The organism is Oceanobacillus damuensis (assembly GCF_001618145.1).
In the GTDB taxonomy this organism is placed as follows: domain Bacteria; phylum Bacillota; class Bacilli; order Bacillales; family Amphibacillaceae; genus Oceanobacillus; species Oceanobacillus damuensis.
In genome coordinates, this window is record NZ_LQNF01000014.1 from 34,476 (window position 1) to 56,983 (window position 22,508).

17 protein-coding genes and 1 riboswitch are annotated in these 22,508 nt (G+C 38.9%); of the genes, 12 read left to right on the forward strand and 5 right to left on the reverse strand.

The annotated features are described in order from the left end of the window. Positions 1 to 160: 160 nt before the first annotated feature. On the reverse strand, positions 161 to 343 hold the full coding sequence (locus A4245_RS10535) for a helix-turn-helix domain-containing protein (RefSeq protein ID WP_067727696.1): 183 nt from the start codon (positions 341 to 343) through the stop codon (positions 161 to 163). A 318-nt stretch (positions 344 to 661) separates the two neighbouring features. Between A4245_RS10535 and A4245_RS10540 the strand changes: the two genes are divergently transcribed. The 3 genes from A4245_RS10540 (at position 662) to A4245_RS10550 (ending at position 4,322) form a co-directional block, all read left to right on the forward strand. Continuing rightward, positions 662 to 2,122, forward strand: coding sequence for a SulP family inorganic anion transporter (locus tag A4245_RS10540; protein ID WP_067727697.1), 1,461 nt, complete (start codon positions 662 to 664; stop codon positions 2,120 to 2,122). Positions 2,123 to 2,411: 289 nt separating this feature from the next. Next, positions 2,412 to 3,017 carry a DUF421 domain-containing protein gene (locus A4245_RS10545; RefSeq protein ID WP_067727698.1) on the forward strand — a complete coding sequence of 202 codons (606 nt, stop codon included), beginning with the start codon at positions 2,412 to 2,414 and terminating at the stop codon, positions 3,015 to 3,017. A gap of 12 nt (positions 3,018 to 3,029) precedes the next feature. Next, the gene (locus tag A4245_RS10550; RefSeq protein ID WP_067727699.1) at positions 3,030 to 4,322 is read left to right on the forward strand and encodes a voltage-gated chloride channel family protein; all 1,293 of its coding nucleotides are present in this window, start codon (positions 3,030 to 3,032) and stop codon (positions 4,320 to 4,322) included. Between the two features lie 103 nt (positions 4,323 to 4,425). On the opposite strand, the gene guaC is transcribed toward A4245_RS10550, so the two are convergent. Continuing rightward, on the reverse strand, positions 4,426 to 5,409 hold the full coding sequence (guaC, locus tag A4245_RS10555; RefSeq protein WP_067727700.1) for a GMP reductase: 984 nt from the start codon (positions 5,407 to 5,409) through the stop codon (positions 4,426 to 4,428). A gap of 286 nt (positions 5,410 to 5,695) precedes the next feature. On the opposite strand from guaC, the gene A4245_RS10560 reads away from it, so the two are divergent. The 5 genes from A4245_RS10560 to A4245_RS10580 all read left to right on the forward strand — a co-directional run bounded on the left by A4245_RS10560 (position 5,696) and on the right by A4245_RS10580 (position 12,963). Next, on the forward strand, positions 5,696 to 7,153 hold the full coding sequence (locus tag A4245_RS10560) for a nicotinate phosphoribosyltransferase (protein WP_067727701.1): 1,458 nt from the start codon (positions 5,696 to 5,698) through the stop codon (positions 7,151 to 7,153). Between the two features lie 63 nt (positions 7,154 to 7,216). Further along, on the forward strand, positions 7,217 to 8,182 hold the full coding sequence (locus tag A4245_RS10565) for an MBL fold metallo-hydrolase (RefSeq protein WP_067727753.1): 966 nt from the start codon (positions 7,217 to 7,219) through the stop codon (positions 8,180 to 8,182). A 186-nt stretch (positions 8,183 to 8,368) separates the two neighbouring features. Then, positions 8,369 to 9,196, forward strand: a complete 828-nt coding sequence (locus tag A4245_RS10570; RefSeq protein WP_067727702.1) for an ABC transporter ATP-binding protein — start codon at positions 8,369 to 8,371, stop codon at positions 9,194 to 9,196. Positions 9,197 to 9,932: 736 nt separating this feature from the next. Beyond that, on the forward strand, positions 9,933 to 10,934 hold the full coding sequence (locus A4245_RS10575) for an ABC transporter substrate-binding protein (protein WP_067727703.1): 1,002 nt from the start codon (positions 9,933 to 9,935) through the stop codon (positions 10,932 to 10,934). 4 nt (positions 10,935 to 10,938) lie between these two features. Next, a complete protein-coding gene (locus A4245_RS10580; protein ID WP_067727704.1) occupies positions 10,939 to 12,963 on the forward strand; it encodes an iron ABC transporter permease in 2,025 nt (674 codons plus the stop codon). A 68-nt stretch (positions 12,964 to 13,031) separates the two neighbouring features. On the opposite strand, the gene A4245_RS10585 is transcribed toward A4245_RS10580, so the two are convergent. Beyond that, positions 13,032 to 14,492 (reverse strand): alanine/glycine:cation symporter family protein, encoded by a 1,461-nt coding sequence (locus A4245_RS10585; protein WP_067727705.1) that lies wholly within the window; start codon positions 14,490 to 14,492, stop codon positions 13,032 to 13,034. Positions 14,493 to 14,519: 27 nt separating this feature from the next. Further along, positions 14,520 to 16,118, reverse strand: a complete 1,599-nt coding sequence (locus A4245_RS10590; protein WP_067727706.1) for an amidohydrolase — start codon at positions 16,116 to 16,118, stop codon at positions 14,520 to 14,522. 240 nt (positions 16,119 to 16,358) lie between these two features. Then, positions 16,359 to 16,536: riboswitch (Lysine riboswitch) on the reverse strand. 241 nt (positions 16,537 to 16,777) lie between these two features. Between A4245_RS10590 and A4245_RS10595 the strand changes: the two genes are divergently transcribed. The 3 genes from A4245_RS10595 (at position 16,778) to A4245_RS10605 (ending at position 20,153) form a co-directional block, all read left to right on the forward strand. Further along, the gene (locus A4245_RS10595) at positions 16,778 to 17,977 is read left to right on the forward strand and encodes a D-alanyl-D-alanine carboxypeptidase family protein (RefSeq protein ID WP_067727707.1); all 1,200 of its coding nucleotides are present in this window, start codon (positions 16,778 to 16,780) and stop codon (positions 17,975 to 17,977) included. A gap of 346 nt (positions 17,978 to 18,323) precedes the next feature. Next, on the forward strand, positions 18,324 to 19,229 hold the full coding sequence (locus A4245_RS10600) for a hydroxymethylglutaryl-CoA lyase (RefSeq protein ID WP_067727708.1): 906 nt from the start codon (positions 18,324 to 18,326) through the stop codon (positions 19,227 to 19,229). 390 nt (positions 19,230 to 19,619) lie between these two features. After that, positions 19,620 to 20,153: a helix-turn-helix domain-containing protein gene (locus A4245_RS10605; protein ID WP_267886913.1), complete on the forward strand. Its 534-nt coding sequence runs from the start codon at positions 19,620 to 19,622 to the stop codon at positions 20,151 to 20,153. A 479-nt stretch (positions 20,154 to 20,632) separates the two neighbouring features. Here the strand turns inward: A4245_RS10605 and A4245_RS10610 are convergent, their stop codons facing one another. Continuing rightward, positions 20,633 to 21,262, reverse strand: a complete 630-nt coding sequence (locus A4245_RS10610) for a hypothetical protein (RefSeq protein WP_067727710.1) — start codon at positions 21,260 to 21,262, stop codon at positions 20,633 to 20,635. 202 nt (positions 21,263 to 21,464) lie between these two features. Here A4245_RS10610 and A4245_RS10615 point away from each other — a divergent pair, with 202 nt between their 5' ends. Next, positions 21,465 to 22,484, forward strand: coding sequence for an STAS domain-containing protein (locus tag A4245_RS10615; protein ID WP_067727711.1), 1,020 nt, complete (start codon positions 21,465 to 21,467; stop codon positions 22,482 to 22,484). The last annotated feature ends 24 nt before the right edge of the window (positions 22,485 to 22,508 follow it).

Genomic DNA, 22,508 nt, shown 5'->3' on the forward strand with positions numbered 1-22,508 from the left:
CCATTGCTTATGACGGGAGTTTCTAGGAACCGGAGCTGGACGTACAAAAGCGGAGGCGACTGTTTATGTGTAAAAGTTAAAGTTAATTGCTGCCAAAATTTTTCCTCTTTTATTTATCCAAAAAAACAGGAGACTTCACAATTGAAGTCTCCTTGTCCAGCTATAATCTCTCTCCATTTTTCAGTCTTTCAATGAATTCATTTAAATCTTCTTTTTTAACTCTCCAGTGTCTTCCGATTTTAAACCCTGGTAGTTTTCCTTCTTGGACTAGTTTATATGTTGTCATTTCACTAAGCTGCAAATATTCTGCCACTTGAGAAACTGTCATTATTTCTTGTGTCATAAAATATGCCTCCAAACAGTTAACTGTGTATATCATACCATAAATCACTGCGTTTTTTTAAAATATTATAATAAACACACTCAAATATAAATGATTATAAATGACTATACAAATAAGTGTATTTTATGAAGATATGTAGAAAAACATAGAATTAGATAGAAATAAAGAGCATCCGCATAATGTTTGCGTTTACTTGGCGTTTTGTGTTTGCGTCGTTCTATGGTATGATTCGATTTGTTAAAAACGGAACTTAACTTTTGTGAGAGTCGAAAGTTACTATATATTATAAAATACTATAAATTTTAAAGAGGTGCTAAATTGAAAGTTCAAGAATTAAAACAGGAATGGTTTGGCAATGTTCGAGGCGATGTGCTTGCAGGTCTCGTTGTGGCACTGGCTCTTATACCGGAGGCCATTGCATTCTCGATTATTGCTGGAGTTGACCCGATGGTTGGCCTTTATGCTTCATTTTGTATTTCCGTAGTAATTGCTTTTGTCGGGGGACGACCGGGAATGATTTCTGCAGCAACAGGAGCCATGGCGTTGGTAATGGTTGATTTGATTGCAAATCATGGGTTGCAGTATTTACTGGCAGCAACGATATTAACAGGCGTTATTCAAATATTGTTTGGCGTCTTTAAACTTGCGAAAGTAATGAAGTTTGTCCCGCGTTCGGTTATGGTTGGATTTGTAAATGCACTAGCCATTATGATTTTTATGGCCCAATTACCACATTTTGAAGGCGAAACATGGATCATGTATGCACTTGTCGGATTGACATTGGCCATCATCTATCTTTTGCCAAGAGTTACAAAAGCAATCCCGTCGACGCTAGTGGCAATTGTTGTCGTAACAGCAATTGTTATTTACGGTAATATTAACATTGGTACTGTGGGAGATATGGGAGCCATATCACAGCAGTTACCCGTATTTTTACTGCCTGATATTCCTTTGACTTTTGAAACATTGATGATCATTTTGCCTTATTCATTATCACTGGCAATAGTTGGTTTAATAGAATCACTATTAACAGCTAATATCGTTGATGATATGACAGATACAGAGAGTAATAAAAATAAAGAAAGCCGTGGGCAGGGAATCGCTAATATCGTATCAGGCTTCTTCGGAGGAATGGCTGGTTGTGCAATGATCGGTCAATCGGTTATCAATGTAAAATCCGGGGGGAAAGGGCGCTTATCATCTCTTGTCGCTGGTGTGTTCCTAATGTTTCTTATCGTTGTTTTAGGTGGATTGGTTATCCAAATACCACTTGCAGCATTAGCTGGTGTAATGTTTATGGTTGCCATCAGTACGTTTGACTGGTCATCCGTTAAAAATCTTGCGAAGCTTCCAAGAACAGATGCAGTCGTTATGGTTGCTACTGTAGCTATCGTGCTTGTAACCCATAACTTAGCTATTGGCGTTTTAGCTGGAGTATTACTCAGTGCTATTTTCTTTGCCGCTAAAATCTCAAAAATAAAAGTGTCAGAAGAACTGGTTATGCTTGAACAGAAAAAGATCTATCGTGTGGAAGGTCAATTGTTCTTTGCATCGGTAAGTGATTTCCCTGGTAAATTCAATTTTGAGGATTCTGTAAAGGAAGTAGATATCGACTTGACAAATGCTCATCTGTGGGATGATTCTGCAATAGGTGCATTAGATAAAATCGAAATGAAATTTGCTCAGAACAATATAAAAGTGAACTATATTGGGTTAAATGCAGAAAGCAAACAATTGAAAAGTCGAATAGGCGGCCTTTCGAATGCTTCCGGGCATTAACCAGAAATAACAGCAAAAGAGCGGGCAGCGTGTCATATTCTGATTGTAAAATAGCTTTAAAATGAACCAAAAAGCTTGTGTTTTGTTAGCATACAAAACGCAAGCTTTTTTTTGCGGTCAGGAAAGTATAAACTTTTCAACCTGCATAAGTGCAACTAAGGTTATCACCGAAAGTCTTAATGACAACCAAGTTTCTAAAATAAAAATTCTGACAGGGCATAATAAAGAGATCATCAGCTAAAGATATAGTAAAAAGTAGATCAGTTAATCTCGGGAAGGGGATTGTGATTTGGATTTACATTTCATTTGGAAAGCTGTCGTGATTGTATTTGGTGGTTTGCTGATCCTGCGTTTGGCTGGGAGGAAATCGATTTCTCAGCTTACTGTTGCACAGACTGTGCTGATGATTGCAGTTGGTTCACTGATTATTCAGCCTGTAAGTGACAGAAATATATGGATTACGATGGTAATTACACTTTTACTCGTACTTACACTTATTCTCATTGAGTATCTTGTGTTGAAAGTCGACATGCTGGAAAGTTTCTTGTATGGAAAGTCTGTATTAGTAATCGAGAATGGGATAATCAATGAAAAAAATTTAAAGAAACTGCGCTTGACTGTCGATATGCTCGAATTACGTCTAAGGCAGCAGGGAGTACAAAGTATCGGTGATATACAATGGGCTACAATTGAATCGAACGGTCAGCTAGGATATATGCTTAAACCTGGGAAGCAATATGCCACTAAAGAAGATATCGAAATGCTCAAATCAATGATTCAAGGGAAAGCTTCAACCATTCCAACACAGAGCAGTCCATCAACCCCGTCCGATAATCTATTTACCGAAGTTAAAAATAAACAGCATCCAGAAAAGCCTCCGGAACATTTAAAGTGAGGGGAAGATAACATGAATAAAGAAAGCAGCTATAAAACATTTATTACAGTTTTCTCAAAGTGGGTGATTCTGGGAGGTATTATTGGTGTCATAATCGGGTCCACGACAGCCTTCCTTTTAAATACAAATGATTTTCTCGGACACATAAGAGAAGAAAATTTCTGGCTTATTTTTTTTCTCCCTCTAGGGGGGCTTGTTATTGGCTATATGTATATGAACTACGGAAAAGAGTCAGGAAACGATGCTGCTGAAGGGAATAATCTGGTGATCGATGGAGTCCATGGGAAAGCTAGAGTTTTGCGTAGAATGGGACCAATCGTTTACTTGGGAACATTCATTACAATTCTTTTTGGTGGTTCAACAGGAAGAGAAGGGGCTGCCATTCAAATGGGAGGAAGTGTGGCAGAGTCATTTAATCAATTCCTCAGAATAAACTTGGTTGACAGGAAAATCTTCTTGATGAGTGGAATAAGTGCGGGGTTTGGAGCTGCATTTGGAACACCGATCGCAGGAGCCATTATTGGGATGGAAATGGTGGCCCTAGGGAAATTAAAATATGAAGCAGCTGTGGCGTGTCTTGTGGCGAGCTTCATCAGTCACTACATGACAACGGCCGCATGGGGGGTGGAACATGAAGAATTTGTTATAAAAACCGTACCGGAACTATCCATCCTCTCGTTTACAAAGGTTATCGCAGTTTCAGTTGTTTTTGGACTTTTAAGCCTTTTATATTGCCAACTGAGACATGGCATTCAAAGACTATCGGAAAAATATACAAATAAAAACCACATGGTAAGAGCGTTTGCGGGAGGAATCATTATTGTAGCATTAACGCTTATTATAGGTTCGCAGGATTATAATGGTCGTGGTTTAGAATTACTTGAGCAATCCTTTGAGCAAAATGTGCCACCGTTAGCTTTTCTCGCCAAACTGGTATTTACAGCAGTTACACTTGGAAGTGGTTTTGTGGGTGGGGAGGCTATTCCTTTATTTTTTATGGGTGCGACCTTTGGAAATACGTTAACCACATTCATTGATTTGCCAATGTCCTTTCTTGCTGCTTTAGGAATGGTTGCTGTATTTGCCGGTGGTACCAATACGCCGATAGGAGCTTTTCTGCTGGCACTTGAAATGTTTGACGGGAAAGGAATTGAATATTTCTTTGTGGCATGCCTGATCAGTTATATTTTCTCGGGACATCATGGAGTTTGGCCGTCACAACCGATATATGAGCCAAAGAGCAGGTTGTACGGACTTAATAATGGAGAGTCGATTGATATAGTGGAAAAGAAGAGGAGGCACTAGCGCTTGAAGGATGCTGGAAAATTCATAGCGGGGTTTATTATTTTAACATTTCCCAATAAATAGGTGTGCCGGGAGGATCCCGCACACCTACTTAGTTAGCATATTAATAAATTTTATCACCATTAAATATGGAATTTTTAACAACAACATAATCTACATTGCGGATTGCTTCCAGTTTATTTCCACCAGCATAGGAAATGGAAGATTGCAGATCCTGCTCCATTTCAGTCAATGTATCTTTTAGTGAACCTTTATGCTCCACGTACATTTTCTTGCCTTCTACGTTTTTCTTTTCACCTTTTTGGAATTCAGAAGCTGAACCAAAGTATTCTTTAAAGAGCTTTCCATCCTTTTCAAAGGTTTCGCCAGGTGATTCTTCATGTCCTGCAAAGAGTGAGCCAATCATGACCATGGTTGCACCGAAACGAACAGATTTCGCAATATCTCCGTGTGTACGGATACCGCCATCAGCAATGATCGGTTTGGTTGCTGCCTTAGCACACCAGCGAAGTGCAGCCAATTGCCAGCCGCCAGTACCAAAACCGGTTTTAATCTTCGTAATGCATACTTTACCAGGGCCAATTCCGACTTTTGTTGCGTCCGCACCAGCATGTTCTAATTCTCGAACCGCTTCTGGGGTTCCAACATTTCCTGCAATGACAAAACTGTCCTTCAGTTGTTTTTTAATGTGCTTAATCATTTCGATAACTGCATTGGAATGACCATGTGCGATATCGATAGTAATATATTCAGGTGTCAGGTTTTCTGAAGCTAATTGGTTTATGAATTCATATTCCTGTTCTTTAACACCGACACTTATTGAAGCGATTAATCCTTGTGACTGCATTTCCTGTACAAAGGACATGCGCTTCTCAGGATTAAAACGGTGCATGATATAGAAATAATCGTTTTTAGCTAAATAGGCTGCGATCTTTTCGTCAATAATTGTCTGCATATTTGCAGGTACTACCGGTAACCTGAAGGTACGGCCTCCCAAGGTAATCCTCGTATCACATTCTGAACGGCTGTTAACTACGCATTTCGCGGGAATTAGTTGAATATCTTCATAATCAAATACATTTTCCATGTTATACACCCCTAAAAACGAATATTATTAAGTGAATCAAATAAAACGTTCGCCTTTAGTAATTTAACTCATTTTTCAATGGAAGTCAATGTTTTCACTTGAGTGTGATAAACTTTTCCGTAAGGGGTAAAGAAGAAGGGGTTCCCAATTTAAAAGAGATAGAATGTGTTCAAGTCTAGGAACACATCAAAGATGCTGGAAATAGTAGCTGTTCAAACCGAATGTTTGACGAATTGAATGAAATGGAAAAGGGAAAGATATTGCAAAAATTTGGGAGGTTTTATTCATGAATTATAAGGATGATAGTGTTGCACTGCATACAGATCTATACCAAATAAATATGGTCGAAACGTATTGGAAAGATAATGTCCATAATCGAAAAGCTATATTTGATTTGTATTTCAGGAAATTACCCTTTGGAAATGGATATGGTGTGTTCGCTGGATTGGAAAGAGTAATTGATTACATTCAGAATTTCAAGTTCAGTGAATCTGATTTAAATTATTTGAAGGAAGAACTGGGATATGATGAAGATTTTATTGAATATCTGAAATCCGTAAGATTTAATGGAACGATTAAATCGATGCGGGAAGGGGAGATTGTATTTGGAAATGAACCACTCCTCCGTGTAGAAGCAAATATAGCGGAGGCACAATTAATTGAAACGGCTCTTTTGAACATCGTTAATTATCAAACATTAATTGCTACAAAGGCCTCCAGGATAAAACAAATCGTAAAAGATCAGCTATTAATGGAATTTGGAACAAGAAGAGCACAAGAAATGGACGCAGCAATTTGGGGTACCCGAGCAGCTTTTATTGGCGGGTTTGATGCTACAAGCAATGTCAAGGCAGGGAAGTTATTCGGTATTCCTGTTTCAGGCACACACGCCCACTCCATGGTCCAGGCTTATCAGGATGAATATACAGCTTTTAAGAAGTACGCAAAAAGTCATAAGGATTGTGTGTTTTTAGTGGATACATACGATACACTGAAATCGGGAGTTCCAAATGCAATTAAAGTAGCAAAAGAATTAGGAAATGAAATAAACTTTCTTGGTATCCGTTTGGACAGCGGAGATATGGCATATCTGTCAAAAATAGCTCGGAAAATGCTGGACGAAGCAGGTTTTAAAGAAGCAAAAATTTATGCCTCCAATGATTTGGATGAATCGACCATTTCAAGTCTGCAGGCCCAAGGAGCGAAGATAGATGTTTGGGGAGTTGGTACAAAGCTAATAACGGCTTACGATCAACCAGCCTTGGGGGCCGTATATAAACTGGTGGCGATAGAAAACGAAAATAGGGAAATGGAAGATACCATCAAAATCTCAGCTAATCCCGAGAAAGTAACAACCCCCGGCATGAAGAAAATTTACCGTATTGTAAACATGGTAAATAAACGGGCTGAAGGAGATTATATTGCAAAAGAAGATGAAAACCCGAATGAAGAAGATAGATTAAAAATGTTCCATCCAATACACACCTATATCAGTAAGTTTATTACGAACTTCGAAGCGGTTAACCTGCACCATGACATTTTCACAGATGGAAGATTAACATATAACAAGCCTATTCTTTCTGATATCAAAGCTTATTCCGAACAACAATTGAAGCTGTTTTGGGATGAATATAAACGAACGGATAATCCGGAAGAGTACCCGGTAGATTTAAGTCAGAAAACCTGGGATGACAAAATGAAACTTATTGAGAAAGTCAGGGGAGAAGTAAGAGGAATCAAATAGAATGGTCTAAATTCGATACGCTGTTTACATGTGGTACCGTATTTGAAAAAAGGGGTGGAACAATTGAAGAAACAAGAAAGGTATGAAATCATTCCTGTTATTGTTGATGTAACATCAAATTTAAAAACAATCAATTTTTATTTAATCAAAATGGAAAAATCTGTAATATTGGTTGATGCCGGGCTGGATAATGATGCATGTTGGACGGCACTCCAGAATGCATTAAGTAAAAATAATCTTACCGTTCAAGATATAACAGAAATCGTTTTGACCCACAACCATGGTGACCATGTCGGGTTGGTAAATCGCATCACTGCAATGCATGCCATACCTGTCTATGCACATGAGACTGCAATACCCCGTTTAAAAAGAGACCGTGACTTCTTTGAGATGAGGGTTGAATTTTTTGCTGAAATATATAAACAAATGGGTTGTGGGGAAGCGGGACACAAACAAGTGGAATATTTGAAGCAAGCAATGCTGAAAGGAAGTAAGAGTGCCATACATACAGATATTTCTCCAATTGGCTGCAATCATATGGGCTTTAAGGTTATTCCTGTGCCTGGGCATGCTGAGGACCAGATTGCCTTGTATCATGAAGCAGACCAGATCCTTATAGCAGGTGACTTACTGATTCAACATATTTCAAGCAATGCTTTAATCGAACCTGACAATACTGGGAAGCGCCTGCCAACATTGATTCAGCATAAGCAATCACTGGAGAAAATATATGCTTTATCGGTAGACCTGGTTTTCCCGGGGCATGGGGTTTTAATTGATGAACCTAAAGCTTTAATCAAAAAAAGGCTTGCGGGAATCGAGAGGAAAGCAGATCGCCTGAAAAACCTCATCCAAGACGGTATTACAACAGGCAGTGAGCTAGCCGAGAGCTATTATAAAAAACTGTATTCTACCCAATTCTCACTCGTGATGTCTGAAATTATCGGACATCTCGATTATTTGGAGGATGCCGGTCATGTGAGAAAAGAAATGCTGAATGGGGTCTGGCATTATTCGGTTGTTGAATAAATTGAGTGAACATCTGCATATAGTTGATTCCTGTTATACCCTTCCTATTTCGGTGCATTAAGTGTATAATTGAAAATGATTATCATTGACTATTGCCTTAGAAGCAAATAGACTATAGATATGTTTCTGGAATAAAGTTCATACATTAGAACATAGTTTTCATGTATGTTGTAGGGAGTGATTTCCATGCAGGAATTAGCTGTAAGTGACTTGACGCTAAGCTATGGAGAAGAAATTATTATAGATGATCTTAATATAAAAGTGCCAAAGGGCGAAATTACTGTTTTAATCGGGGCGAATGGTTGTGGAAAATCTACATTATTACGATCAATGGCACGTCTGTTGAAACCAAAGACTGGTTCTGTCGTTCTTGACGGGCATGATATTGCAAAAATACAGACGAAGGAAGTTGCTAAAAGGTTGTCCATCTTACCACAAAGTCCTGTTACACCTGAAGGTCTAACAGTTTTTGAGCTTGTGAAACAAGGCAGAAATCCATATCGGGGCTTTCTGAAACAATGGTCTTCAGATGATGAGAATGCTGTACATCATGCACTTGACCTGACACATATGACCAATTTAAAAGATAGGTCCGTTGATTCACTATCAGGTGGTCAACGACAACGTGCATGGATCGCCATGACATTAGCACAACAAACAGACATCATTTTACTCGATGAACCTACAACCTATTTAGATATGACTCACCAAATCGAGGTTCTTGATTTATTATTTGAGTTGAACGAGAAGGAAGGGCGGACAGTTGTCATGGTTCTGCATGATTTAAATCTGGCATGTCGTTACGCTCACCATATCGTTTCTATAAAAGATAAAAAAGTTTTTCAACAAGGTAAACCTGAAGAAATTATCACATGTAACCTGGTTGAGGAAGTGTTCCAAATGAAATGTGATATCTTCTTTGATCCTAAATATGGAACACCTATGTGTATACCCCATGGTAAAGGACGTAGTGTGTTTACGGAACAACAATCCGAATTCTTTAATCTGAACTGATTTAATATCGTATTTAAGATCATAGAACAAAAGCGCAAGCGCCTTGATCACCCCCGACAAAAAGGAAGTTCGGCTAATAACACCACATCCTGTGGCAACGCCGAACTGACCCACGTCCTGTGGGCCCAAGTAGAAACTATCAGTGGCGTTCTTTGCCACAGGTAGTTTCTACTTAAGACCTCGAGGGGGGTAGGCGCTGGAGCTGGCCGTGGCCGTTTATGTGTAAGAGTTAATTGCTGCCAAAATTTATACTTTCTTATTTTATTAGAAAAACAGACGGATCTGTATCGTCTGTTTTTTTGCTTAGTAGTATTGACAGCATATAAAGAATCATATAAAATTCATGATAATGATAATCATTTTCAACTAGTGGCTGGGAGATAACTTCCAATTAATAAAGCTAATATGCCTCCAATTATCAAATTAAAAAAGTTTTACATATGTACCTTTTTATAGATAAGAGGGACGGTGGGGCTAAGCGGAAGAAGTGTAGATGAACCCAAGACGTCGGGCTGACAGGTTGGTAAAATGGACTAGGCACAATGTGGACAGTGAAAAGCGCTATTGAATGATGTGCTTACTCGTAAAATGGAACTTTGAATTTTACTGGTAAACATAAATTAATAGCGGTTGTCCAAATTGGTTATCCTAATAAGGTACCAACGTAAGAACGCACACTTTCAGAGGGGAAAAATGATTTGATCAATACTGAAAAAATTAGATGGGGGATAGGCTTATGAAGAAACTAGGATTACTTTCAGCATTATTCATTGTATTTATATTAGTATTAACCGCTTGCGGAGAATCAGATGACAAAAATGAAACTGGTAATGAACCAGAGACAAATTCGGATGAACGAACAATTACTATTGAAGATGCAATGGGTGAACAAACAATTGAAGGAGTCCCTGAAAATATCGTTGTACTGGAATGGTCGTATGCCGAAAATTTACTTGCATTGGGAATTCAGCCTGCAGGTGTTGCAGACTTAGACGGCTTTCATCAGTGGGTAAATATTGATGCAGAGTTTGACGAAAGTGTAGAAGACGTAGGTACCAGACAGGAACCTAACCTTGAGGCAATCGCCCGCTTGAATCCGGATTTGATCATCGGTGTGGATTTTAGACATGAACAACATTTAAACAGCTTAAAGGATATTGCTCCCGTTGTTACATTTGCACCTTATGGGGAAGAAGCAATTGAGGATCATTATCAAAATATGATCAATGAGTTCCAGACGGTTGCAAAAATAGTTGATAAAGAAGCGGAAGCAGAAAAAGTATTAGCAGATTTGGAAGAGTTTACAAAGGAACAAATAGATCGTGTTGCGGAAGCAGGGCTGGAGGGTTCAAGATATGTTGCTACCCAGGCTTTTACTGCTCAAAACACACCCGTGCTTAGATTGTTTACAGATAACTCCATTGTTTCCCAAGTGATGAGTAATTTAGGTTTTGAGAATGCATATGAGTCAGACACTGTTGAAACGTATGGGTATACGGAAGTTTCGATTGAAGCGCTGCAAAACTTCCAGGACGAAAATCTTGAATTTTTATATATTGTTCAGGAAGATGATAATGTGTTTGAGAATCAATTAAAGGATAACCCGGTCTGGGAAAATCTGAGCTTTGTTCAGGAAGGAAATACACATGCATTACCAGGTGACACATGGACTTTTGGCGGGGTATTATCAGCGGAAGTGCTGACAGAGCAATTAGTAAATGCCATGGTAAATGAGTGATTCGATGGACACAATGCTTCGAAAATGGATAAAAGCGGTTCTGACCTTCGGGGGTGGAACCGCCCTTTTATGCATTTTAACATTTGTACATATTAATCAGGGCAGTGTTTCCATCTCATTTGCTTCGGTTGTCGATGCAATTTTCGTACCCCAGGATCTCTTGGAGCATCATACCGTACGATATTTACGGATGCCCAGGGCCATGATGGGTATTATTGCTGGAGGAGCATTAGCCGTTTCTGGAGTTATTTTACAAACGGTTACTAAAAACCCACTAGCATCTGCCAGTACATTAGGAATCCATTCAGGTACCTATTTTGCAGTGGTACTCAGTACAGTATTATTCCCGCAAGCATTAGTCGGGAATGGAATTATCGTTGCATTTTCAGGTGGTATTCTAACATTTTTAACCGTATTTCTATTGTCAGGCGGCAATAAAGCAACACCCGTGAGAATGGTCCTGGCAGGAATGATTGTAACGCTTTTATTTTCCTCGCTGACAAGTGTTCTTCAAATTTTTTATGAAAATGAAACAGCAGGATTATTTTTATGGGGCTCTGGTACGCTTGTTCAAAATGATTGGAGTGGCGTACAATTCTCTTTACCAATTGTAGTTGCTGGATTAATCGTTATCTTGCTCATGAGTCCGAAGCTGGACACGCTGACATTGGGAGACGATATAGCGGTAGCCCTTGGGCAAAAAGTATCGCTTGTTAAGTTAGTTGCGATTCTTGCTGCCGTTCTATTGACATCTGTAACGGTCAGCATAGTGGGGCCAATCGGCTTTGTTGGACTGATTGCACCTCATATTATCAAGTTGATTGGTTACCGTAATCACCTTCCTTTAATTATTGCCTCTTTTATATGGGGGGCAAATGTATTGGTGTTTGCCGATATTTTAGCGCGAATTATTGACCCATCATTCTCAGAGCTTCCTGTTGGTTCGATTACTGCCCTTATCGGGGCTCCATGGTTAATCTATCTAGTGTTACGCATGAAAAAGCGAAAGTATGGAGAAGAGAACAGTTCTGTTTTAGCAGGTAAGATATCAATTGGAATGCCGTTAAAAATAGTCGTTCCTGTCTTAATTGCTGTAATTTTAATTACGTTGCTAATCAGCCTGGCCTCAGGAAATAATGGCTTCGAACCGATTGTAGCATATCAGGCGTTTTTCGGTAATGGGAACGAATTCATGAAAAATCTTATTCTAGAACTTCGGTTCCCCCGTTCTCTTGTTGCTTTGTTAAGTGGAATGCTTCTCGCGATAAGTGGGTTGATTTTTCAAGGTGTACTCCGTAATCCGCTGGCAGATCCATCTGTTATTGGAATCACTTCCGGTGCAGGGGTAGGTGCTCTCTTAATGATGTATGTGTTCGGTGTATCTGCAGTGTGGATCCCAATTGGGGCAATGATCGGTTCATTTGTATTTTTTGTTATTGTCATGGCTCTAGCAATCCGGGCCCAGTTTCAGCCAACTATTCTAGCATTGCTTGGAATTGGTGTATCTGCTTTTGGCTCAGCAATCATTCAGATATTAGTTGTACAGGCTGACCTTGGAGTTTCATCTGCATTAACCTGGCTCTCAGGGACAACCTATGCAAGAGGATGGTCTGAGCTGTTTAATTATTTAATATGGCCGGCATTCATACTGCTTCCCATCCTGTTTTTAAAAATTAGGGTAATGGATACGTTGGCATTAGGTGATGATACAGCAAAAGGACTGGGACTAAAAGTAATGTCGACACGCTTTCAGTTAGCGTTTTTGGCGACGGTCCTGGCTTCGTTCAGTGTAGCGGCAGTCGGGGCGATTGGCTTTGTAGGTCTAATCGCTCCACATTTCTCCAGACTGCTTGTGGGACCGGCCAATCAACGGTTATTACCGGTAACAGCATTAATAGGCGGTCTGTTGTTAGTAGTTGCCGATCTGTTCAGCCGAGTGTTATTAGCACCGAATGAAATTCCAACGGGTATAATAGTTGCGATTATCGGTGCACCATACTTCCTGTGGTTAATGAAAAAGCGGGCATAGTTTCATAATCTTCTTATTTAAAAAGCAGATATACCTGTTATTTCGGTATATCTGCTTTTTGGCGTTATTTATTTTTTCTCCGAAGTTTCTTTGTCTTCATAAAATAGAATCATGTTGGGATCAACTCGCCCAATACCTAAATATCTTGCCTTATAATCATTCAGTAACACAAAGAATTGCTTACTTAAAATCAAAATGACAACAATATTGATAAAGGTAGGAATGGCAGAAGAAATGTCTGCAAAATACCACACTGTCTGGCCGGGTAATCCATAGCTGACAGCATAGACGACCATAAGTGTACCAGGTATCGGATATAACCAGATAAATGATTTTAAAAGTGTGTTTTTGATTTTTGGTTTTCTGTTTTTGAATAAGTGACGAAGCAGTATCTCATAGTATAAAAACCAGCCGCTCAGTGTAGTTAAACCGAATAATAAGATGGATAAAGCAATGATGATTCTTCCTGTTTCTCCAATGCCAGCTTCAAATGCTGCAAGCGTCAGTTCGGCTCCGGATAAGCCTGAAGACCATGCACCGGTAATGATGATGGTAAAGGCTGTAATCGAACTGACGATAATCGTATCGATAAACACTTCAAAAGCTCCCCAGAGCCCCTGTTTAATCGGGTGGTCTACTTTAGCTGTTGAGTGTACCATCGGGGAAGTACCCCATCCAGCTTCATTACTGTATACAGATCTTGCCATCCCCATACGGATCACCATCGCAACAGCGGCTCCGGTGAAACCACCAACTGCAGCCGTTCCGCCAAAAGCTCCGGAGAAAATGAGTGAGAAGACTTCGCCGAGCTGACCGAAGTTACTTATGATAATGTAAACACCTGCAAGAATATAAAAAAGTACCATGAACGGAACAATTTTTGCCGCTATTTTTCCGATCCGTTTAATCCCACCAAAGACGACCAAGTAAATTAAAATGGAAAATAAGATGGACGCTGGAATCATACCAATGTTGAAGGTTGAACTCATCGCTTCAGAAATGGTATAGTTTTGCATCGTGATAAAGAATGTGGAAAAGATTCCAAATCCAAAAATGACAGCCGGAATCATCCAATATTTAAAATTGCGTTCTTCTCCGAGTCCTTTTTCCATGTAATAGGTTGGGCCACCATATGGATCGCCATTCTCATCCGTACTACGATAATAGACAGAAAGGGTTACTTCGACTGCTTTAATGATCATCCCAATTAAAGCACAAAGCCACATCCATAAAATAGCCCCAGGTCCACCAACGGCAATTGCTGTGGCAACTCCTCCAATATTAGCTACTCCAACGGATCCTCCAATTGCGGTACTCACCGCTTCAAAAGAGGATAGGATTCCTTTTTCATTAGTATCTTTCTTTTTATTCCGGAACAGACTGAGCAATGTTTCTTTTAATATATGTGGTAAATGGACGAATTGGAAAAATCTGCTTCCAATCGTAAAATATAATCCCACAAATACGATGGTCAGGATAAGGGGGAGTCCCCATAAAAATGCTGATAATTCTTCTAGTATCTTTTCCATAGATTTCTCTCCTAGTGTGGTGAGTAGTTAGTTATTTTGGTATTTTACACTTCCGCCAATGATTGTCATGTCTATCGCTGTAGTCAATAATTCGTCAGCGTCTTCCATCTCAAATGGATTTTTGGAATAGACGGTCATATCTGCTAATTTTCCTCTTGCAATTGTTCCTTTGATTGTTTCTTCGTTTGTTGGGTATGCACCCATTTCGGTAAATAACCTGAAAGCATCGTACATAGATAGCTTCTGTTCAGGATATACGCCGCTATGAGACTCACCAGGTGTTTTTCTTGTTACAGCCGCATGGATTCCTAGTAATGGATCTACAGGTTCCACTGGGGAATCAGATCCGCCGGCACAAAGAACTCCGGCCCGCTGCATTGACTTCCATGCATAGGAAAGCTTCATTCGTTCTTTCCCCAGTCTTTCTTCGACCCATGGGTAATCACTGGCAAGAAATCGTGGCTGGATGTCTGCGATTCTGCCAGGTTGTGCGAGACGTTTGATTAAATCTTCGCGAAGGACCTGGACATGAATCAGTCGGTCCCGATGTGAGACGGCAGGGAATTGGTCCAATATATCCAGTACATTTTCCAATGCTTTGTCGCCAATTGTATGAACCGCTACAGGCATCGATAAATCACGTGACCGTTTGACGATATCGTAGATTGTTGCTTGATCAAACATTGCATTGCCATAGTTATTCGGATCATCACTGTAAGGTTCTGATAACAAAGCAGTTCTTCTTCCGAATGCACCATCTGCAAAAAGCTTTACAGCACCGATCTGCAATGTTTCATTTCCGTATCCTGCATACATTCCCATATCTTTTAGGTCATCAATGAAATTGTAATTGATTAATAGATTCGTTCGTAAACCGAGTTGTTCATCATTGAGTAATTCATCATAGATTTGGTAAGTCTGGCTTAACCCACCCATATATAGTGGATCATTGGAGTGTACGCTTGTTAAACCTTTCTCCATTGCAAACTTGATTGTTTGCCGCATCCCGTTTTTCAGTGATTCAAAGGACTTTGCAGGGATGTGCTGTTTAATGAGTTCTGAAGCAGATTCCAAAATAAGTCCTGTTGGTTTTTTTGAAGTCTCATCAAGTACGATTCTTCCGCCCTCTGGAACAGTCATTGATGGGTGATAGTTGCTTCTTCCCAAAGCCTTACTGTTTACAATGGCGGCATGCTGGCAAATTCTCGATAGCATCAATGGGTTTTGGGGTGCCACATGGTCGAGTTCACGGATTGTTGGGATTTTTCCGTCTGTAAACAGGTTTTCATCCCATCCGCTACCAAGTAACCATTCTCCGGGCTGGAGGTTTTTTGCATGTGTCTGTATACGTTCCAGTACTGCTTGTTTCGTTGTGATACCAGTCAGATCCAAGTCGATGAAGTTATGTGCCAGCATGGATAGATGAAGATGACTGTCAACTAACCCAGGTGTAACGGTTTTTCCTTCCAGATTAATTACTTGGTGATCTGAAGCTGTCCAGTGGAGCAGCATAGCATCGGATGAACCCATATCAATAAAGCGTCCATTCTCCACAACTACAGATTCGACGGTAGGTTTAATTGGATTAAACGTATAAATTTTTCCATTGGTAAAGATTTTTCTCATGGGTAACTATCTCCTCGTTTATATATAAATGCTCAAAAAATAAACAATTCGGTTAGTTAAGAGGATAGGACTGGTAATTGACGTGTCTGGCGTACTGTCTATGGAATGCATTCGAGTTAAATACGGAAGAAAACAAGCTGAATGAAGGTTTTTTTGAGGTAATACTTATTTAAGCGCACAAAAAAACAACGATAGAAAATAACCTATCATTGTTTTTTACAATATACGTTATCCTCCATTTCGATCAGTAGTTCTCCATGCATTATTACATTGCATGACAGTACATTTCCTATTCGAAAACATACCAGCCATAATAAGCTTGACCCTTATTATGCTTCGGCAAATAATCCTTTCAGCAATCATCACAGGTGTCATACTCCGATTGAATACTCATATTATTTGCGCCTCTACCTCACCGATCTGATAAGGTCTATTAATTTACGGTAATAATATCAAAATATTGAACATTATACAAGGGCTAATTTTAAAAGCCCCAGAAAATTCGACAAAATCCGGGGGAGTGACAGGCACCTTCCAGTTATTTCCTGGAATGTTAGGTGTTTATTACAAGTGTATGTATGGTATTTACATCTTTATTCCATATATTTAACCTAAAATAGTACACGGTTTAAAAATTCTTATATGGAGTAGTTGCTAATATGAAAAAAATCACTCTCTTAATCGCAACAATACTAGCTATTATTATCCTGAATGATAACAGGGTCTACGCTGAAACCTCTTCAAAACCACCAACCTTGCACAGTGAGTCTGCTTTTCTCATGGAAGCAAATACTGGTGAAATTCTTTATGAAAAGAATGGTACCGAGCCAATGTATCCAGCAAGCGTTACTAAAATCGCTACAGCCATTTTTGCAATTGAAACCGGTAATCTGGAAGATATTGTGACAATAAGTAGTGAAGCAAGTGCGAAAAATGTTGAAGGGACTACTGTCTTTTTGGATGAGGGGGAGCAGGTGACGTTAGAAAAGCTTGTTCAAGGATTGCTGATTAACTCCGGAAATGATGCAGGTGTTGCAATTGCGGAACACTTGAGTGGGAGCATGGAGCAGTTTTCTGAAGATATAAATGCCTATTTAGAAAATGTAATCGGTACGGAACAGACAAATTTTAAAAATCCTCATGGGTTGTTTGACGATAAACATGTTACGACAGCAGAAGATTTAGCTAAAATAACTCTGCATGCAATGCAAAATGATAAATTTATGGATATTTTTGGCAAGAAGGAATTGGAGTGGGATGGAAAAACATGGGATACAACCATTCGAAACCATCATAAATTAGTGAAAGAGGAGATTCCATACATAGGAATTACTGGAGGGAAAAACGGATTTGTCTCCAAGTCGGGTTTTACTCTTGTAACCACAGCAGAGAGGGACGATCTTCATTTGGTTGCCGTCACTTTAAAGACCAGTCTGGATAGTGAGGCATATGAAGATACTATAAGTCTATTGGACTATGGATTTGAGAACTTCACGGTATCTAGCATTGAAGAAGGAACTGAATTTACGGTTGAAGGGCAGGAATATGTTGCCCCGGAAACATTATCTTTTCTCCATTCCGTTGAGGAACAGCCAAAGGAGATCATCGAGGAAGATGGATTAGTAAAGATCGTGGATGGAAATGAAACGATCACAGCTTTTCAATTGGAAAAATATTCCGATGGCGGTGAGCTGGAGGCAAGGAACACAGCCGTCGAATCCCATGAGACATCTATATTTGATAATATTTTCGTGTATTTCTTAATCGCTTTTATTCTAGGCATTTTCATACTGGTTAATGTGGCGATTCGTAAAAGGAATAAAAGGAGATATGCGAGAAACAACAGATATTTTCTTTGAATCAGCTATTACATCTATCTAAAATAACATATCCCGCTACTGAAACGCAGGCCAAACTCCCTGACACGATATACACGTGTCAGGGAGTTTTTAGTAAATAAGAACACATCCTAAGTTGACACTGTTAGAATATTTATTATATACTTTATTCAACAAAGTTGAATCAAAATAAACATGATTGAATATACTACACTAAAGATAAAAATAATCGTTTTTGAAACAAAAGGCTAATTCAAAAAGGTTATTTTTAAAGGAATAAAATATTTATGTAAGCGCATACGTTGCATTTTTATTACGGATTTCCCGCTGATGTGGAAGAATTTTAAAATTGAACGGAGGGTTATTGATGGCTCGATTGCCTGGTTTTGTTCAGATTAAAGAAGTTGGACCTCGTGACGGATTGCAAAATGAAAAGAAATGGATTGCTACTGCAGATAAAGTAGCCTGGATTAACATGCTTTCGGATTCAGGAGTTAAAGAAATCGAGTATACTTCTTTCGTCAACCCGAAAATGATTCCTGCCCTATCAGATGCCAGAGAAGTTGGAAAACAAATCCAGCGTAATCCGGATGTCCTTTATTCTTCGCTCGTTCCGAATATGAAAGGACTTGAATTCGCTCTTGAAGCGGGTATTGATGGAGCTTCTGTTTTTATGTCGGCCAGCGAAATGCATAATCAGAAAAATATTAATAAGACAATTGATGAAACGTTTCCTGTCCTCGATGAAGTGATCCAGGAAGCAAAAAATGCTGGAAGAAGGGTAACCGGTTATATTTCTACTGTTTTTGATTGTCCCTACGAAGGGAGAATTTCACCTGAGCAAGTGTTAAGGGTCTGTGAAAAGCTATTTGAATCAGGTGTCAATGATCTTTCCCTTGGAGATACTATTGGTACTGCGGTTCCTACACAGGTGGAACAGTTGCTTGAAGTACTCATGAAATATTATCCAAAGGAAAAACTAATCCTTCATTTTCACGATACGAGAGGAATGGCAATTGCCAATATCATGACCGCTATGCATTACGGAATTAACCGTTTTGATAGCACTGTCGGCGGACTTGGAGGCTGTCCATATGCCCCGGGTGCAGCAGGGAATGTGGCAACGAATGATGTGCTTTATTTATTGCATGGACTGGGAATCGAAACAGGTATTGACGAGAAAAAAATCCAGAATTCCGGACTGTACATCCAAAACAAGCTTGGTAAGACCCTGCCAAGCAGATCACTTGCTTATTTTGCAAATGCACAATAATAGTAAGCTAGAAATTTTTTCAGAGCAGATTTGGAGCACTCATCCCTGATGAGTGCCTTTTTCAGTTCTTACAGTCGATTATGGGCACTCAACTCCTTTATGAATGTCTTAATGCAGTTTTCACAGGCATGATGACAAAAATGGATTTGAAGACACATCAACAATGATGATTCTTGTGTTCTATCATTTATTTTACTTTTCTTTATACTGTAGATTATTAGTGAAAATCAGCAATAAACTAAATCCATTTTGGAAGTTGTGCCCTTTTCGAGGATGACATGCTTTTAACCTTTTCTTGACTACTTTCAAAGCCTAATCTATGATTAAAAAAACGATGATTTCAGATGGAAGGACTGAGTTCCAATCGATCTTCAGCATATTGGAAAAAAAATAAAACAAATTCGTTTACGGAATAAAAAAACGCAGCAGCAAATTTCTGATGAATGTGGAATTTCAAAAAGCTTATTATCCAAAATTGAGAATGGCCAAACGGCATCTGCAATTGCTACATTGTCTAAAATCAGTGACGCACTGGGTGTACAGCTTTCCTGGATTCTCGACGATAAGACGGAGGAAGACCTTGTACTTCAAAAGAAGTCAACAAGGCAATCTAAAGTTGGTGATGAAAGTATGGGCTATTCTTATGAACTTTTAGCGAACAGGTCCAAGTACAGCGGTATCGAACCAACAATCGTACATGTTACACCTAAAAAGAGGAATCAGAGGCTGGATAAAACATACACACATTCCCAGGATGAATTCATTTACATACTTGAAGGCTCGATCAATTTGCTGTATGACGACGAGACCCATTTTCTGGAAAAAGGGGACAGTGCTTATTTTCAGGGATCGAAGCCCCACTTGTTTGTTCCAGTGGATGATGAGGGAGCACAGGTGTTAACCTGTTTTATAGATCGAATTTAAATAAAGGAAAAAACGGGAGGCTGGGACATAACTAAAAGTACCAATACTAAAAACAAATTATTCCAAGATGAGCAAGCTTTAAATAAGAAAAAATCCGAGCTAAATCGAATTCTTGACTAAAGAATTCGATTTAGCTCGGATTTTTCTATAATTAAACCACTTTTATCCCTGCCTCTATTTTTTTGGCGGAAACCGGGAGTGAGGACAACTTTTACCATCTGCCTTTTATCCTTAATTGGTGTAAGATAACAACCTATCATCCCAACTGTATTTTAAAAGAAAAGAGATATTAATTGTGGTAGAGTATAAAGTAGATTATAGAGATTTAAGTTTTCGGAAATTATTCTGAATTTAAAGCGTAAAAGGTTGACCCAAATTGAATGGTAAAAAGATGTCTCTTTCCCAAAAATACTGAAATTGAATAAAAGGAACCATCGAAATGTCGATAGTTCCTTTTATTCCCTGTAACATCTTTATACTTAAAACGATAACTCTATTTGTACGTCTTCTCCAACAGACTCAAAATTTTCATCATGTGCTCCACTAATGATCAATTTTATATTTTCTATCTCGGAGGCAGGAGTATCCAGTTGAAAGAGTACTTCTCCTTCTTTATTGACTGGACCGAAAAATTCTCCACCAACACTATCGGAAAGAAACAGATCGGCATCCACCTGATCTCCAGTATTCGTCGTTAAAACCGCTTGATCAGGATACATGGAAGTCGTATCTTCAGATGTATTCTCCGCTTTCATTCCAACCGTTATAATCGTAACTTTCTCTTTCCCATCAAATAAATCTATATATACATCGTCAGGTTCCAACTCCCCAGCCTGTATGCCTGTGATTGCAAGTTCCATAGGGCCACTCGTTGCAATTTCGTCCAGATCTTTCACTTGCTTAGCAATTGAGAATGTACCGATTTCGTTTTCTACTGTTTCCCTTTCCGTAACCGTGTCATTGCCTGCTTCCTCGTCGTCAGTTTCGCTGCCATCTTTGCTAACATTTTCTTCTGATTGTGCAGGCTCACTTTCTCCCTCGGATTCTGCGCCACATGCTGCTAAACTGACAGCGATTGCGATTAGACCAAACAATAATAATTTCTTCATAACCAAAAACACCCCTTATAGTTAATAATTACATATCGATTTCATATGTCTATAAAAAAGTATAGTGAAAAGGGTGTACAAAATAACGTACACATACTAGAAGCAAATGATTGAATTTAATTGATGAAGGCAAATGATTTTATTGCACCCGAAAACTCTAGTATGATTAATAAACAAAAGAAATAATCAAAGGAGAATTTATATGGCTGATTCAAGAGTCAACGTTCAAGTGGATAATAATCAATTCATATGGGAAAAGGATGAGGGATTATTTAAATTTGATGGCGCATCCTCCCTATTATTTTGGGACGAAGCCATTAAGGTATTGCTTAATACGATAGAAGAAGTATCAGGAAGTGATGTATCGAACACTGTACTGGAAGCTACTGGCTTTCGTATGGGGAAGTTAGTAAGTTCATATTACCGAGGACACTTAGACATCGAAAAGGTGCTGAAGGATTACAGTAATATTTATAGAAATGCAGGCTGGGGGAACGTAAATATCACGTACTACTCTTTCGATGAGAAAAAAGCCATTGTTCAAAGCAGAAATAGTTGGGAACACAGAATACTTAAAGCTTCGGACAAGAAGAAGTCAAGCGTTTTATTACCTAGTCATTGGGCAGGGGTTTTTAGTGGCATTTTTGATGGAAATATGTGGTATAAAGTGATCAAAAGTCAATTAGATGGATACGATTATGATGAAATAGAAATTTTCCCATCAGATATTACACCTTCTAAAAGTATACATGAGCTTTCCCGACAGAAAGAATACAACTACATAAATGAATTAGAGGCTAAAGTCAAACAAAGAACAGAAGAATTATCCTTGCTTGTAAATGAACTGTCTTCTCCAGTCATTCCCGTTTTCGAAGATATTCTTGTTATCCCTCTTATTGGTAAATTTAATGAAGAACGCTTCCATAATTTAAATGAAAAAGCATTGGCTGAGTTTTCCTCCAAAGATGCTGAATATTTGCTAATAGATCTGACAGGGATAAATGAATTTGATGATTTTACGGTATATTCTATACATCAGTTAATTAATTCCGTCAGGCTGCTGGGAGGGGAATGTATTATTGTTGGTATATCGCCAAAACTCAGTACGCAGATGATTTCAGCAAATGTAGATTTGAGTGATGTAATTTGTTTCTCTACACTCCGACAGGGTATTTTATACGCCTTTGGAATGAAAGGTTTTGATATTGTGAAGAAAAAGTAGATGTTTTCGACAAAATTCGGGGAG

Excerpts from the sequence above, each read along its gene's own strand:
- A4245_RS10575 (WP_067727703.1), top strand. The coding sequence starts at position 9,933 with ATGAAGAAACTAGGATTACTTTCAGCATTATTCATTGTATTTATATTA.
- A4245_RS10585 (WP_067727705.1), bottom strand. The coding sequence starts at position 14,492 with ATGGAAAAGATACTAGAAGAATTATCAGCATTTTTATGGGGACTCCCC.
- A4245_RS10570 (WP_067727702.1), top strand. The coding sequence starts at position 8,369 with ATGCAGGAATTAGCTGTAAGTGACTTGACGCTAAGCTATGGAGAAGAA.
- A4245_RS10535 (WP_067727696.1), bottom strand. The coding sequence starts at position 343 with ATGACACAAGAAATAATGACAGTTTCTCAAGTGGCAGAATATTTGCAG.
- A4245_RS10550 (WP_067727699.1), top strand. The coding sequence starts at position 3,030 with ATGAATAAAGAAAGCAGCTATAAAACATTTATTACAGTTTTCTCAAAG.
- guaC (WP_067727700.1), bottom strand. The coding sequence starts at position 5,409 with ATGGAAAATGTATTTGATTATGAAGATATTCAACTAATTCCCGCGAAA.
- A4245_RS10615 (WP_067727711.1), top strand. The coding sequence starts at position 21,465 with ATGGCTGATTCAAGAGTCAACGTTCAAGTGGATAATAATCAATTCATA.
- A4245_RS10590 (WP_067727706.1), bottom strand. The coding sequence starts at position 16,118 with ATGAGAAAAATCTTTACCAATGGAAAAATTTATACGTTTAATCCAATT.
- A4245_RS10610 (WP_067727710.1), bottom strand. The coding sequence starts at position 21,262 with ATGAAGAAATTATTATTGTTTGGTCTAATCGCAATCGCTGTCAGTTTA.
- A4245_RS10595 (WP_067727707.1), top strand. The coding sequence starts at position 16,778 with ATGAAAAAAATCACTCTCTTAATCGCAACAATACTAGCTATTATTATC.
- A4245_RS10560 (WP_067727701.1), top strand. The coding sequence starts at position 5,696 with ATGAATTATAAGGATGATAGTGTTGCACTGCATACAGATCTATACCAA.
- A4245_RS10580 (WP_067727704.1), top strand. The coding sequence starts at position 10,939 with ATGGACACAATGCTTCGAAAATGGATAAAAGCGGTTCTGACCTTCGGG.
- A4245_RS10600 (WP_067727708.1), top strand. The coding sequence starts at position 18,324 with ATGGCTCGATTGCCTGGTTTTGTTCAGATTAAAGAAGTTGGACCTCGT.